The following is a 14272-nucleotide window of genomic DNA, read 5'->3' on the forward strand; positions in this document are numbered from 1 at the left end:
GATCGCCTCTGTTAGCCGCAGCGGGTTCCAGCTATACTGCCCACACCTTATCCAGGGACAAAACACCGTTTCAGTTTCCCCGCAGTAACAGGCAAAACGAATTCATGCGACTCGAAAAATTCATATCTCAGCAGCTGGAAGTCAGCCGTGCTATCGCTGGACGCGAAATCCGCGCCAAAAAAGTCACCATCAATGGCGAAGTGGTCCGCGATGCGGCTTACAAAGTATTGCCAGATGATGAAGTCGAATACGACGGCAATCCGCTGGTGGTGCAGCAAGGCCCGCGCTATTTCATGCTGAACAAGCCGCAGGGTTACGTCTGTTCAACCGACGATCCCGATCATCCCACCGTGCTGTTCTTCATTGAGGAGCCGGCGGCGTTCAAGCTGCATGCCGCGGGACGTCTGGATATCGATACCACCGGTTTGGTGCTGCTAACCGATGATGGTCAATGGTCGCACCGCATTACTTCGCCGAAGCATCATCTGGAAAAAACCTATCTGGTGGAAGTGGAAGAGCCAATCGATCCTGCGCTGGTTGAGAAGTTCGCTGCGGGCGTACAGCTGCACAATGAAAAAGATCTGACCAAACCGGCCGTGCTGGAGATTCTGGATGAGAAGGCTGCCCGTCTGACGATCAGTGAAGGGCGCTACCATCAGGTTAAACGCATGTTTGCTGCGATGGGTAACCATGTATCGGCGCTGCATCGCGAACGCATTGGTGACATCGAATTGGACGACGATCTCGGTGAAGGTGAATATCGCGAACTGACCCAGCAAGAGGTCGACAGCATCGGCCTGCCAGAAGAACTCAAACAACGTAAATAGCGGGAGAACGCGGTGCGCAAGGAAAAGAATTCACCGGTGGGTTTAGTGGTTATTCTCGGATTGCTGGCGATGCTGATGCCGCTCTCCATCGATATGTATCTGCCAGCCATGCCGCAAATCGCCCGTGAATTCGCGGTATCGGCGGGCAGCGTGCAGATGACGCTCAACCTTTACATCCTTGGCTTTGCCATTGGCCAGTTGGTATACGGTCCGTTGGCGGATAGCTACGGACGTAAACCGGTGATTGTGCTGGGAACGCTGATCTTTGCCTGTGCCGCCGCCGCTTGTGCGCTGTCCCAAACCATCGATCAACTGATCTTTATGCGCTTCCTGCACGGCTTGTCGGCCGCCGCGGCCAGCGTGGTGATCAACGCCCTGATGCGCGATACCTACTCGAAAGAGGACTTCTCGCGCATGATGTCATTCGTCATGCTGGTCACCACCATTGCACCGCTGCTGGCGCCGATCATTGGCGGTTGGCTGCTGCTGCTGTGGAACTGGCACGCCATCTTCTGGACGCTAGCCGGCGCCGCGCTCATCACCACCGTGCTGGTGGTGACGCAAATTCGTGAAACGCTGAAGCCCGAGCAGCGCCAGCGTTTCCATTTGCGCACTACCTTGGGTAACTTCGTGGCGTTAGTGCGCCATAAGCGCGCCTTTAGTTACATGCTGGCGAGCGGTTTCTCCTTTGCGGGTTTGTTCACCTTCCTCAACGCCGGCCCATTCGTGTATATCGAAGTCAATCACGTCTCGCCGCAAAACTTCGGCTACTACTTTGGTCTGAACGTGGTGTTTTTATTCGTGATGACGTTGATTAACAGCCGCGCGGTGCGCCGCTTTGGCCCGCTGAAAATGTTCCGTCTTGGATTAGTGATCCAGTTCGTGATGGGCGTTTGGCTGCTGATCTCCAGTGCGCTGGATCTCGGCTTCCTGTCGCTGGTGTTTGGCGTAGCGATGTTTATCGGCTGCGTATCGACGGTATCGTCGAATGCGATGGCGGTGATTCTTGATGAGTTCCCGCATATGGCCGGCACCGCTTCATCATTGGCTGGCACGCTGCGCTTTGGCGTGGGCGCATTGGTCGGCGCACTGCTGTCATTGGTGAGCATTAACAGTGCCTGGCCGATGGTGGCCACTATCGCACTGTGTGCCACCGTTTCGATTGTGCTGTTTACATACGCTTCACGCCCGCATCATTCGGCATAAGATCTACCGGTCGCGATACAAGTCGATCCTACGTTGGTGAAATCCAACACTTTTTCGTAGGGTCGCCATTTATGGCGACCCGCCCTCTGAAGAAATTCCCACCCGCTACTCGCTAATCCCCATTCATTCGTTATGCTTAATGTTTCCATAATGTGAAAATTTAGAGATAAAAAAGTAACGAGATTGCGTCTAAAATGATTGTTAACAGCCGCTGAACACGGTAAACATAAGCATAAATGTGAGAAGCCTCGCAAATTATCAATTGGCTACACGCTTGGTGTTTAAAAAAATAAGGCAAACCACGTCCATATTCTGAGCTAACCAGGTTGGGATTCACTGCGTTGTGCCGTCGTCGTGAATAAAGTTAACGTCTCTGGGGGCCGTATAACTATGCTGCAACTTTCTGTTGTGCATCGCTTGCCACAACATTATCGCTGGTCAGTTGAACATGCGGGTGAAATTGAGCGTCAGGAAACTGCGGATGGCGTTCATGCTGGAGATCTGGTGGTGCTGCGTCTGCTCAGCCACGATGGTCATCCGGCGCTGGAAATCCTGCACCAGCTGCAAGAAACGCTGGCGCAGATTCAGGTCGAGTGCAAAATCGCTGAGTGTGAAGGGCAGCCTTGTCTGCTGATTCAACGCGATGATGAAAGCGCGACTAACTGCTGCCTGAAAAATCAGGGTGTCGCCATTGCCGAAACTTTCGACGGTCACTGACTGAGATCTTTCCCCTGAGCGGACGCCAATAGCTGACGCGTATAGTCGGCTGTTGGTGCGTTGAACAACGTATCGCAGTCACCTTGTTCCACCACCTCGCCCTCACGCAGCACAATCAGCTGGTGACACAGCGCGCGCACCACCTGTAAATCATGGCTAATAAACAGATAAGCTAACTGGTGCTGCTGCTGTAAGCGGCGCAGCAGGGTGAGAATTTGCTTTTGCACTGAGCGATCCAGCGATGAGGTGGGTTCATCCAGCACGATCAACTGCGGTTTGAGAATCAGCGCACGGGCGATAGCAATGCGCTGGCGCTGACCGCCTGAAAATTCTGCCGGATAGCGCGAACGGCTGTCGGCATCAAGTCCTACTTCCTGCATCACCGCAATTACTCTGGCTTCCTGCTCGGCAGGGCTCAATTCAGGGCGATGTACCGCCAACCCTTCGGCAATCACTTGTTGCACCGTCATCCGCGGATTGAGCGACGAATTTGGATCCTGAAACACCACCTGAATGCGCTGACGCAGCGGCAACAATTGTTTCGGTGACAGCTGATGCAGCGGCTGATCCTCAAACCAAATCTCACCGCGCGCGGCGATCAAACGCAGCAGTGCCAGTCCGGTGGTGCTTTTTCCAGAACCCGATTCCCCCACCAGCCCGAGACTTTCTCCGCGACGCAGGGTAAAGCTGAGATCTTGTAGCGCTATCTTTTCCGCCACGGTTCGCCGCAGCAATCCACGACGGATCGGGAAACCGACCTGCAAGTTTTTCACCTGCAGCAGCGGTGGTGCATCGCTTAGCGGCACCGGCTGGCCATCCGGCTCGGCGGCCAGTAATTCACGCGTGTACGGCTGCTGCGGCTGGCTTAACAGTAAATCACAGCGGTTGTGTTCGATGCCGCGTCCATTGCGCATCACGGTGACGCTATGCGCCAGCTGACGCACAATATTCAGGTTATGTGTGATGAACAACATGCCCATGTTCAGTTCACGCTGAAGTTCGCGCAGCAGTTGCAGAATCTGCGCCTGAACCGTGACATCCAGTGCGGTGGTCGGCTCATCGGCGATCAGCAGCTTTGGCTGGGTGAGCAGCGCCATGGCGATCATCACGCGCTGGCGTTCGCCGCCGGAAAGCTGGTGTGGAAAATCTTGCAGACGCGATGCCGCATTACGAATGCCAACACGATCGAGGCAGCTCAGCATCTCTCCGCGTGCCGCTTCGCGCCGCATACCGCGATGCACCGACAGCACTTCGTACAGCTGCTTTTCCACATTATGCAACGGATTGAGCGATACCATCGGTTCCTGAAAAATCATCGCCATCTGGTTACCACGCAGTCCGCGCATCGTGCGTTCGCTGGCCTGCAAAATATCCTGGCCGTTGAACAGAATTTCGCCGTGCGGATAGTTGACCGGCGGCTGCGGCAATAAGCGCATGATCGACAGCGCGGTCACGCTCTTACCGGATCCGGATTCGCCCACCAGCGCCAGCGTTTCACCGGCATCGATCTGCAGCGAAATGTCTTCCACCACGCGGCGATCCTGAAAGGTCACCGCCAGATGATTAACCGTTAACAGGCTCATTTAGCGTCCTCGACTCGGGTCAAAGGCATCGCGTACCGCTTCGCCAATAAAAATCAGTAGCGACAGCAGCAGAGCGAGGGCAAAAAAGCCGGCAAGGCCTAACCACGGTGCCTGTAAATTATTTTTTCCCTGCAGCAGCAGCTCACCCAGTGACGGCGATCCGATCGGCAAACCAAAGCCGAGGAAATCCAGCGATGTCAGGGTGGTGATTGAAGCGCAGAGAATAAAGGGTAGAAACGTCAGCGTTGCCACCATGGCGTTGGGCAGCATGTGACGCAGCATAATGCGGCTGTCGCTAACGCCCAGCGCACGTGCGGCACGAATATAATCATAATTACGCGTGCGCAGAAATTCGGCGCGCACCACGCTTACCAGACTCATCCAGCCAAACACCACCGTGACCAGCAGCAGCCACCAGAAATTGGGCTGAATCACGCTGGATAGTAGAATCAGCAAGAACAGTGAAGGCATGCCGGACCACACTTCTATCAGGCGCTGGCCGATCAGATCAATGAGTCCACCAAAATAGCCCTGTACTGCCCCCACCACGATGCCAATCACACTGGAAAACAGCGTTAACAGAATGCCAAACAGCAGTGAGATGCGCGTGCCATACAGCAAACGCGCCAGCACATCACCGCCGTTGGCATCGGTACCCAGCCAGTTTTGCATGGAAGGCGGGGAAGGGAAGGGCACATCGGTGGCGAAATTGATGGTGCTATCGCCAAAGCGAATCGGTGCCCAAATCGCCCAACCTTGCTGAGCAATACGCTGTTTCAGCCACGGATCCTGATAGTCAGCGGGCGTGGCGAAATCGCCGCCGTAATCACTTTCGCTGTAGTTGAACAACAGCGGCATATACCAGCGTTGCTGATAGTGCACCAGCAGCGGTTTGTCGTTGGCCAGCAACTCGGCACCCAGTGACAGGACAAAAATGATCAGGAAAATCCACAGCGACCAGTAACCACGGCGGTTATGACGAAAACGCTGCCAGCGCTGCTGGTTTACAGGAGATAAACGCATCAGCGTCCCTCAAAATCAATGCGCGGATCGACCAGCGTGTAGGTGAGATCGCTGAGAATGTTCATGAGCAGACCAATTAGCGTGAAAATATACAGCGTGCCGAACATCACCGGATAATCGCGCTGAATGGTGGCGTCATAGCCGAGCAGGCCCATACCGTTGAGTGAGAACATCACCTCAATCAACACCGAACTGGTGAAAAACATGCTGATAAAGGTGGCGGGGAAGCCGGCAATCACCAGCAGCATGGCATTACGGAACACGTGACCGTACAGCACCCGCTTCTCATCCAACCCTTTTGCACGCGCGGTGACCACATATTGTTTACGAATCTCATCGAGAAACGAGTTTTTGGTGAGCATGCTCAGCGTGGCGAAACCGCCAATCACCGTGGCCAGCACCGGCAGCGTGATGTGCCAGAGATAGTCGGTGATTTTGCTATACCAGGGCAGCGTATCAAACTGCGGAGAGGTCAGGCCGCGCAGTGGGAACCAGTCGAAATAGCTGCCGCCCGCGAACAGGACAATCAGCATGATGCCGAACAGAAATGCTGGAATAGAATTACCGATGATAATAAAGATGCTGCTCCAGATATCGAAGGGGCTGCCGTTGCGTACCGCCTTTTTAATGCCGAGCGGAATCGATACCAGATAAATAATTATCGTGCTCCACAATCCAAGACTTATCGAGACCGGCAAACTCTCTTTGATCAGCTGCAGCACCGAGGCGCTGCGGAACAGGCTATCGCCAAAATCGAAACGGATGTAGTTCCACAGCATCTCGCTATAACGCTGCAGTAACGGTTTATCAAAGCCGTAACGATGTTTAATCTCAGCGATCACTTCCGGATCGAGGCCGCGTGCACCGCGATATTGACTATCACCGGGATTGTCACGCAGCAAGGCTCCGCGCGCGCCGCTGTCACCGCCGCCAGAGCCGGGAATACCGGTGCTGTGGCCAAATTGCACGTTGGCTAACGCCTGATCGACCGGCCCGCCTGGTGCGATCTGCACAATAAAAAAGTTCAGGGTGATGATCGCCCACAAAGTGGGGATGATCAGCAGTAACCTGCGTAGAAAATAGGCTGCCAAACCGTGCTCCTCAGCGTCGATCGGCCGGCAATCGTCCGGCTTTGTTCACATCGTACCACCAGTTTTCCAGACCAGTAGCGAACGCGGGTTTAATCTCGGGATGGGAAAATTTATCCCAGTACGCCATGCGATCTTCGGCGCTGTACCACATCGGGATCATGTAGGCATTCCACAATAGGATGCGATCCAGTGCCTGGCCGAGCGGCAGCAAGGCTTTTTCGTCGCCCTGATGCTCAACGATCTGCTGAACAAAATGGTCGACGATCGGATCTTTCACCCGCGGCGTATTCCAGGAAGAGTTAATAAACTCCGACTGCCAGATAGTGCGCAAGCTGGTAGAAGGCCACGGCATCGCATAATAGAGTGACGGAATCATGTCGTAATCACCTTCGCGTAAGCGCCGCAAATATTGCGAGCTGTCAATCTGACGCAGAGAAACTTGTATGCCCAGTCGTTCAAGGCTGTGCTGGAACGGCAGCGCCCAGTCATTCTGGGTGCCGCTGCGCATTAGCAGTTCAAAGCGGAATGGTTGACCGGTTTTAACATTGACAAACTGCTGATTTTTAATCTGCCAGCCGGCTTCTTTGAGCAAATTCATGGCTTTCATTAAGTTGCCACGATCGAAACCGCCGCCGTCTGAACGCGGCGGAGCATATTGATTGTTGAACACTTCAGGCGGTAGCTGGGCTTTGTAAGGCGCCAGTAAGATCAGCTGTTCGGCCTTGGGATAGCCTTGCGCCGCATAGTCGGTATTCTGGAAATAGCTGTTGGTGCGCTTGTAGGCTCCGTAGAACAGGGCTTTGTTCATCCATTCAAAATCAAAGGCCAGCGTAATGGCTTCCCGCACGCGACGATCGGCGAACAGTGGCTTCTCGTTGTTGAAGGCCAGCCAGCGCGTATCGGTGGAAACGGTGTTGGGGATGGTCGATTTGACGATGGCGTGGCTATCAAAGTTGCGGCCGAGATATTGCGTGGCCCATTTCTTTGCCGAACTCTCTTCGCGTAAATCGTAAGCGCCTGCTTTGAAGGCCTCGAACGCCACGTTGTCATCGAGGTAATAGTCGTAGCGTAGCGTGTCGAAATTAAAGCGACCGCGGTTCACTGGCAGATTGGCGGCCCAGTAATCCTTTACCCGGCTGTACTGAATAAACTGACCTGATTTGTACGACGTAACGCGATAAGGCCCGCTGGCCAGCGGTGGATAACCAATCGGCTCATTAAACTTCTTGTTTTGCCAGAACTTCTCTGGCAATACCGGCAGCGTCAGCCAGCTGAGAATTCGATCTTTATCCGCTTTCGGCACGTCAATGCGCACCGTAAGGCGATTAAGCGCTTCAACTTTTACGTCGCGAAATGCCACGCGAAACTGCGGCACGCCTTCAGTCATAAATTTCTGGAAGGTGAAAGCGACATCCTGGGCTGTGATGGGCGTTCCGTCCTGAAACTGAGCATGGGGATTGATCGATACTTCCATCCAGCGATAGTCGTCTGGATAACGCGCCGATTCGGCGATCAGCGGGTAGTAGCTGCCAGGTTCATCATCCGACGTGGTAAACAGGCCGTCATACAAGGTATCGGTGCCAATGCCGGGATTGCCGCGTGAGGCGAAACGATTGAAGTTGTCATATGTGCCGACCACCGCCAAAGTCATCTTGCCGCCTTTTGGCGCAGCAGGATTGGCGTAATCGTAATGGGTAAAATTCACCGCATATTTCGGCTCGCCCAGCTTCGCGAAGGCATAGCTTTCGTTGATGGTTGCGGCATGCAGCGGCGTAATGGCGCTACAAAGCAACAACGCTGTGACAAAACGCAGCAGCATAAGTGGGGCGATCTCCTGTGGTGTTCCGCACTTTATGGTAGCAGTTTCATGGGGTTCGCGTGATGTTAACTCAGCGCACGTTGGCGTTGATAATAGCTGACCAGGCTTTCTGGTCGTAGCGGTCGACTAAACAGATAGCCCTGCAAATGAGTCACGCCACGATTCACCAGCCACGCCGCCTGATCGCCGGTCTCTACGCCTTCGGCCACGGTTTTCAAATTGAGCTTCTTTGCCAGCAGCAGCACCGCATCCAACACCGGTGACGTAACGGTTTCCGTGCCAATGCTTTGCACAAAACCGCGATCAATTTTCAGGTAATCGAACGGATATTTTTCCAGATAGATTAATGCACTGTGACCAGTGCCGAAGTCATCAATCGCAATCTTGAAATTGTTTTCATGCAGCCAGGCGAAAATCTCGCCGGCACTCTTCTCGCCAACCATGGTGCGCTCGGTAATTTCAAACACGTAGTTGAAGTGGTCGGCGGGCATGGCGTTAATCCACAGCTGCACATCATCGCGGAAGCTTTCCGAGGCAAGATGCAGAGGTGAAAGATTCAGGCTCATGCGCGTACCTTGCGGCAACTGGGTGTAAAGAAACTGAGCATCGCGCGCGACCAGCCTAAACAGATGCTGAGTAAGCGGAATAATCAGATTCTGCGCTTCCGCGTAACCGATAAACACATCGGGCGGGATCATACCTTCGGTAGGATGCGTCCAGCGTAATAGTGCCTCAACGCCATACGGCTGGCCATCGTGTGCGGTGACAAGGGGTTGATACTCAACATGGAACTGGCCACGTTTGATGCCCTGCATGATCTCTTTGCCAGGGCGCTGATGCCGGGTCAGCAATAACCAACTAGCCGCAGTAACCAGCAAAGCGAACAGTACAGCGGTCATTAACGTGAGGGAGTAATCGCGCGGCGCTAACGTCGTGCCAAACAGCAAAAAGTGCAGGGCGCCATTGTTGAATGCCATTTCCTGCAGCGGGGTCGGTAAATCACGGACGTTAACTACCTGATTGCTGCCGCTCAACAAAGCTTTATTACCGATGACCAGCGCCATGCCGGTGATTTCTGGATGATAAGAAGCCAGCAACTGATAAGGCGTCAGGCTAATGTTCATGGTGGCGAGAATACCGGTTTCCGCCGCACCTGGCGTTTTCATCCATAGCGCCAGCGCCGGCTTGGTTGGCAGCAATGGCGTGCCTTCCAGCAGGCGCATATCACGATCGCGTTCCAGTTCAGATTCAGGAGAGATAGCGCTGGCGGCCAGCAGAAAAGCGCCGGTAGCCGATGAACAGTAGGCATTACCATTACGTACTAACAGGATAGCGCGAAGATTACCGGCGAAGGCTGCGCGCGAAGTGAGCTCACGACTGACGCTGCTACATGACAATTGGGGGTATTGTTGCAGTGGATAGAGCGTATCCATCAGGCTGGTGATCACCTGTTGTAAATCGTCGCGGCTATGGGCCAGCAGCTGTTCATGTTGCTGTACGCGTTTTTGCCAGGTAAGCGTTAATAGAACGATGACAAAAAGCAGAAAGAAGACGGCGCCAATAATCACGCTACTCCAGGCGATGCGGCGTGAATAGCTCGCGTGACGTTTTAATTTCCCCGACAGTGGCATGGAGTGTATTCCCCTTGTCTTGCCATTTATTATTATGTTTATCGTTTTGGTCACTACCCACTTTCATCCGGCAGCCCGGTTAACAACGGTGTCTGCAGCGCAATGTTTGGGCATCAGGAAGTCAACGAGAATATAACGAGAGCGCGAATAAAGTCTCGTTATATTTTTGATTCTCAATTACTTTTTATAGGCTCGATTTGAGTTAAAACAGCAGGCAAAAAAAAACGCTGCCGGGGCAGCGTTTTTTTGATTCTCTGGCTGAGAGGATCTTCAAAGCAATACGTTAGCTTGGGTTTTTAGCTAAAACCCGACGCGCTTCGCGATAACGTGTTTTCCAATAACTGTCGTTCAAATTGGAAATCATTACGCCACTGCTAGTCGATGCGTGGACGAAGTTATCGTTGCCGAGATAAATGCCAACGTGGCGACCGGTAGAACCGGCGCGGAACAGCACTAAGTCACCTGCGCGCAATTTATTGCGTGAAATCTCTTTGCCGGTGTCTTGCTGCTGTGACGTTGAGCGTGGCAAATCTAAACCAAACTGCTCGCGAAAGGTGCGCTGAACAAAAGCAGAACAATCAATGCCGCGTTTGGTGTCACCGCCTAAGCGATAACGGACACCTTTCCAGTCACTGTACTGTTCCATGATGCGGGACTTAACGTCCACGTTCTGCACCATCTGTTCAAATTCGTCCTGAGACGCTTGAAGTAAAAAACCATTCTGGTTGTTAACTTCATGATTCTCGTTGTTCGCGTTCTGACCGTTATGGGTACTGCTACATGCTGATAAAAGCGTTGCTAAAGCTACTGCGGGAATGATCCGCCTGAGGTATCTCAGAATTGGTTGAGACTTGACCATTGTACGTGTTTTCCTTCGAGTTCCTTTACGACAGAATGTCGTCAGCCAGATGACAAAACGGATTGAGATTAATAAGTACGGCCGTCTAAGACAAATCCTTAATTACTAAAATGTGTTAATGCACACATTTTTGTCGCTTTAAGCACCGCATTTTATGCTGTTGCTTACTAATCGGATTTGAGGTTAACCGATTACAGACCGCGTGGCGAGTGCTTTTATATAAATTTTCAAAGGTTTTTTCGATGTGAAATCAATCTGTAACACAATGGCTAGTTTATCAACAATAGGCAGTGATTTAATAGCCAAATAGCGCTGCAATAAGGGGGGTGTTCTGGCGTTAAGGCCGATTTTAAGAGGGTTCTGGCTGGACAGCTTAGGAAAAAGGCTAATGTCAGGCGTTTTGTATCATAATCTTTTCTTTTAGCTGAATAATGTTAGCCTGCTAATAATATATTGGGGTTTTCAATAAGCGCGAGCGATCGTGTTATTGCTCTATGATCACTCGCGCTTAACAATTACGTGCGCGGCTTATATTTACCCGGCAGCGAACGATTGAGCCAATTAACCAGTTTGTCGCTGAAAGGCGTTAACAGGCACCAGCTCATGCCAACCAGCACCACCGATAACGATCCCACGGCGATATCAGTAAACCAGTGCGCACCAGCCATCACGCGCGGCAGAGCGAACACCACGGTAATCACCAAACCCACCAGAAACGCACGGAAGCCGAAATAGCGCCACATAAAGCAGGTGAAGATAATCAGCATCATGCCGTGGTCGCCAGGGAAGCTATCTTTGGAGGCATCTTTAGCCGGAATCCCGGTCAGTTCACTCACGCGATGCACATTTTCAAAGAACAGCGTTGGGCTGGAGTGTTGCACCGGTAGCAAGTGGCCAAGCTGATTCAGCACTACGGCGCTCAGCAGCATGGTGATGCCAATGGCGAGCATGCGGCGGCGGCCCTGCGGTGTCTCGCGACGCCAGAACCACAGATACAGCAATCCCATTGCCAGCAGCGAAACCAGATCGAAGCCGCGGAAGTTAGTAATGGCCACCAACAGTGCGAAGCCGTGATGATCAACCATCTGATCATTAAAGCCATAAAAGATGGCTTTATCGATACCAAACCAGAACCCGTGATCCGGCGGCAGGTACCATGAAAGGAACAGCATCACTCCCAGCGCATTTAGCAGCAGGATGGTGATTAATCGAGAAGCGCGCATAAAAAATAGGCTCAAAGTGAAAACAACGGTGGCAACCTAACGCATCTAATTTAAACGAATCTTCAACAAGCTCGCCTGCAAAAGATTCCAGTCTGCCGGCTGATGATGGATCAATTCGATACGGCTATCTGGCGGCGTAGTGGGGCGCGTTTCAATAAACAGATCTTCGCCCTGGCGATTGATGTTGACTAACCCGTCTGCAGTGCGCAATACGCCCTTCACCCGATCAACGGGCGCAAGCCTTGCCCACTCTAGCGCGGCAATGGTATCAAACACCGTATCACCATCAAAAATCCAGCCACAGGAAGCATAGCCCTGACCTTCATTTAACGCACGGCGCCAGCGTGCCTGACCCTCTAATTTAAGCGCCGCCAACCCTTGCGGACGCGGAGAGTGATGATGATGTGCCGCATCGGGAACCGCACGATCCGCCAATGCCGGCTGTGTCAGCAGAGCGGGATCGATCTGTCCCCACGCCGCTTCCACCAGTTGACGTTCGCCGAGGAATTGTTGCTGCCATGCCTGTAAGCGCTGACGATCTTCGTCACTCCAGCGATCGCTTTTATTGGCAACGATGATATCTGCCGCTACCAGCTGATCGCGGAAATTCTCATTCGCCACCACGCGCTCATCAGCTAACTGGCGCGGATCGAGCAGCGTTAAGGTCGCATCCACCTGAATCCAGGGTTGATAAACCGCGGCACGCAACATGTTAAGCAGCTGTTTGGGATGACCAAGGCCGGTAGGTTCAATGATCAGGCGATCGGGTTTCGCCTGCTTCAGCAGCATATTTAAGCCCACTTGCAGCGGCAAGCCGTTGACGCAGCACATGCAGCCACCGGGAATCTCTTTGAGCGTGGCACCGCGATCGGCGAGCAGCGCGCCATCGATGCCAATTTCGCCAAATTCATTGACCAGAATCGCCCAGTTTTCGTTGGCAGGCTTAGTGGCTAACAGATGCAGTAGGGTGGTGGTTTTCCCGCTGCCGAGAAATCCGGTAATCAGGTTTACGCGCGTCACAAAGGGGCTCCCTTACAAAGAGGATAAATCACGCGCGGAGGTGACATCCGGCGCGTATGGCGTTGTTATACTATAACAACCCCCAGCGGCCGGACGGAAGACTCTTCTTAGTCAGCGCGGCCCATATAGCGACGTTCAGCAATATGAATGCGGATGCGATCGCCATTGCTGAGATACTCAGGCACCTGAATCGACAAACCGGTGCTCATGCCGGCAGGTTTAGAACGTGCGCTGGCGGATGCGCCTTTGATGCCGGGTGAAGTATCAACAATCTCCATGTCGACGGTTTGTGGCAGCTCCAGTGCCAGCACCTGGCCGTCCATGGTCAGCACCTGAATACCGGGAATGCCGCCTTCAGGAATAAACAGCAGCTCTTCTTCAATTTGATCTTTTTTGAAGTTATACGGCGTGTAATCTTCGTCATCCATAAACACATACTCATCACCATCTATATAAGAGAAGGTAACGGCACGACGGCTGAGCGAAATGGCGTCAATAATGTCGTCGCCCTTGAAGCGTTCTTCTACTTTCAGGCCGGTGCGGACATCGGTAAAACGCATCTTGTAGAGCGTAGCGGCACCGCGTGCGCTTGGACTTTGCACATCAATGTCTTTCACCAGCAACAGTTTGCCGTTCCAGGTGACAGCCATCCCTTTTTTTATCTCATTTGCCTTTGGCATAGTGGTTTTCTCGCTCACGGAAGGTTAATGCGCGTCACGTTACTCGCGCGGTGAAAAACTGGCAAGTGAGGCGGTGTAAAATTGTTGCCGATGCATGGCATTCGCGGCGTCAGACTGTTATTGTCGCCGCGAATTCTCTCCAGGAGCGCATGATGTTTTGTCGTGACCAGTGCGGTGCCTGTTGCACAGCCCCCTCAATCTCTTCCCCCATTCCTGGTATGCCGCACGGCAAACCGGCCAATACGCGTTGCGTTCAGCTTGATGAGCAGCAGCGCTGTAAAATCTTCGGTTCTCCGCTGCGTCCAGCAGTCTGCGTGGGGTTACAGCCCAGCGCGGAAATGTGCGGCAACAGCCGTGAAAACGCCATGACCTTTCTGTTAAAACTGGAAGCAGAGACTGCGCCTTAAGCGGTTAGCTGACGCCATGCTGAAGAATTTGGCTTAACGCGGTAATGGGTTACAGCAAAAGCATCAGCCTGCCTGGCGGAAAAAATCCTAAATCCCACTTGAAGTGTGCGGAACATCAAAAATCTGCTACTCAGATCGCGCATTTTCTTGCCTGCTGTACGCGGCTGTACCATATTCCCTGAAACG

The 14272-nt window shown here is 52.9% G+C and carries 13 protein-coding genes; 4 read left to right on the plus strand and 9 right to left on the minus strand.

The window, feature by feature from the left end; genetic code table 11:
- The first annotated feature begins 104 nt into the window (after positions 1-104).
- The 3 genes from rsuA to WFL93_RS11045 all read left to right on the plus strand — a co-directional run bounded on the left by rsuA (position 105) and on the right by WFL93_RS11045 (position 2750).
- A complete protein-coding gene (gene rsuA, locus WFL93_RS11035) occupies positions 105-827 on the plus strand; it encodes a 16S rRNA pseudouridine(516) synthase RsuA (RefSeq protein ID WP_007889439.1) in 723 nt (240 codons plus the stop codon).
- 12 nt (positions 828-839) lie between these two features.
- A complete protein-coding gene (locus WFL93_RS11040; RefSeq protein ID WP_007889441.1) occupies positions 840-2033 on the plus strand; it encodes a Bcr/CflA family multidrug efflux MFS transporter in 1194 nt (397 codons plus the stop codon).
- A gap of 390 nt (positions 2034-2423) precedes the next feature.
- Positions 2424-2750 (plus strand): hypothetical protein, encoded by a 327-nt coding sequence (locus tag WFL93_RS11045; protein ID WP_036620898.1) that lies wholly within the window; start codon positions 2424-2426, stop codon positions 2748-2750.
- Here WFL93_RS11045 and yejF read toward each other — a convergent pair.
- From yejF to yeiP, 9 genes are all read right to left on the minus strand, one after another.
- Positions 2744-4333, minus strand: a complete 1590-nt coding sequence (yejF, locus tag WFL93_RS11050) for a microcin C ABC transporter ATP-binding protein YejF (RefSeq protein WP_336778108.1) — start codon at positions 4331-4333, stop codon at positions 2744-2746. The two genes, WFL93_RS11045 and yejF, sit on opposite strands and share 7 nt — an antisense overlap.
- On the minus strand, positions 4334-5356 hold the full coding sequence (locus WFL93_RS11055) for an ABC transporter permease (RefSeq protein WP_097096635.1): 1023 nt from the start codon (positions 5354-5356) through the stop codon (positions 4334-4336).
- Entirely contained in the window at positions 5356-6447 is a 1092-nt protein-coding gene (locus WFL93_RS11060) for a microcin C ABC transporter permease YejB (RefSeq protein WP_336778109.1), read from the minus strand. Before WFL93_RS11060 ends, WFL93_RS11055 begins: the two co-directional genes overlap by 1 nt.
- 10 nt (positions 6448-6457) lie before the next feature.
- Positions 6458-8266: an extracellular solute-binding protein gene (locus WFL93_RS11065; RefSeq protein WP_336778110.1), complete on the minus strand. Its 1809-nt coding sequence runs from the start codon at positions 8264-8266 to the stop codon at positions 6458-6460.
- A gap of 65 nt (positions 8267-8331) precedes the next feature.
- The gene (locus tag WFL93_RS11070; protein ID WP_336778111.1) at positions 8332-9897 is read right to left on the minus strand and encodes a cyclic di-GMP phosphodiesterase; all 1566 of its coding nucleotides are present in this window, start codon (positions 9895-9897) and stop codon (positions 8332-8334) included.
- Between the two features lie 283 nt (positions 9898-10180).
- A complete protein-coding gene (gene mepS / locus WFL93_RS11075) occupies positions 10181-10756 on the minus strand; it encodes a bifunctional murein DD-endopeptidase/murein LD-carboxypeptidase (RefSeq protein WP_007889459.1) in 576 nt (191 codons plus the stop codon).
- A 515-nt stretch (positions 10757-11271) separates the two neighbouring features.
- Complete coding sequence (locus WFL93_RS11080; RefSeq protein WP_336778112.1) at positions 11272-11979, minus strand: phosphatase PAP2 family protein; 708 nt, start codon at positions 11977-11979, stop codon at positions 11272-11274.
- Positions 11980-12024: 45 nt separating this feature from the next.
- Positions 12025-12999, minus strand: coding sequence for a CobW family GTP-binding protein (locus tag WFL93_RS11085; RefSeq protein ID WP_336778113.1), 975 nt, complete (start codon positions 12997-12999; stop codon positions 12025-12027).
- Between the two features lie 107 nt (positions 13000-13106).
- The gene (gene yeiP, locus WFL93_RS11090) at positions 13107-13679 is read right to left on the minus strand and encodes an elongation factor P-like protein YeiP (protein ID WP_007889466.1); all 573 of its coding nucleotides are present in this window, start codon (positions 13677-13679) and stop codon (positions 13107-13109) included.
- Positions 13680-13831: 152 nt separating this feature from the next.
- Here yeiP and WFL93_RS11095 point away from each other — a divergent pair, with 152 nt between their 5' ends.
- Positions 13832-14086: a YkgJ family cysteine cluster protein gene (locus tag WFL93_RS11095; protein WP_336778177.1), complete on the plus strand. Its 255-nt coding sequence runs from the start codon at positions 13832-13834 to the stop codon at positions 14084-14086.
- Positions 14087-14272: the final 186 nt, after the last annotated feature.

It is taken from the genome of Pantoea sp. USHLN256 (genome assembly GCF_037149875.1).
Classification (GTDB): Bacteria; Pseudomonadota; Gammaproteobacteria; order Enterobacterales; family Enterobacteriaceae; genus Pantoea; species Pantoea nemavictus.

What these genes read in the sequence shown, in the direction of transcription:
- rsuA (WP_007889439.1), top strand. Translation starts at nt 105, where the DNA reads ATGCGACTCGAAAAATTCATATCTCAGCAGCTGGAAGTCAGCCGTGCT.
- WFL93_RS11045 (WP_036620898.1), top strand. Translation starts at nt 2,424, where the DNA reads ATGCTGCAACTTTCTGTTGTGCATCGCTTGCCACAACATTATCGCTGG.
- yejF (WP_336778108.1), bottom strand. Translation starts at nt 4,333, where the DNA reads ATGAGCCTGTTAACGGTTAATCATCTGGCGGTGACCTTTCAGGATCGC.
- WFL93_RS11055 (WP_097096635.1), bottom strand. Translation starts at nt 5,356, where the DNA reads ATGCGTTTATCTCCTGTAAACCAGCAGCGCTGGCAGCGTTTTCGTCAT.
- WFL93_RS11065 (WP_336778110.1), bottom strand. Translation starts at nt 8,266, where the DNA reads ATGCTGCTGCGTTTTGTCACAGCGTTGTTGCTTTGTAGCGCCATTACG.
- WFL93_RS11070 (WP_336778111.1), bottom strand. Translation starts at nt 9,897, where the DNA reads ATGCCACTGTCGGGGAAATTAAAACGTCACGCGAGCTATTCACGCCGC.
- mepS (WP_007889459.1), bottom strand. Translation starts at nt 10,756, where the DNA reads ATGGTCAAGTCTCAACCAATTCTGAGATACCTCAGGCGGATCATTCCC.
- WFL93_RS11080 (WP_336778112.1), bottom strand. Translation starts at nt 11,979, where the DNA reads ATGCGCGCTTCTCGATTAATCACCATCCTGCTGCTAAATGCGCTGGGA.
- yeiP (WP_007889466.1), bottom strand. Translation starts at nt 13,679, where the DNA reads ATGCCAAAGGCAAATGAGATAAAAAAAGGGATGGCTGTCACCTGGAAC.
- WFL93_RS11095 (WP_336778177.1), top strand. Translation starts at nt 13,832, where the DNA reads ATGTTTTGTCGTGACCAGTGCGGTGCCTGTTGCACAGCCCCCTCAATC.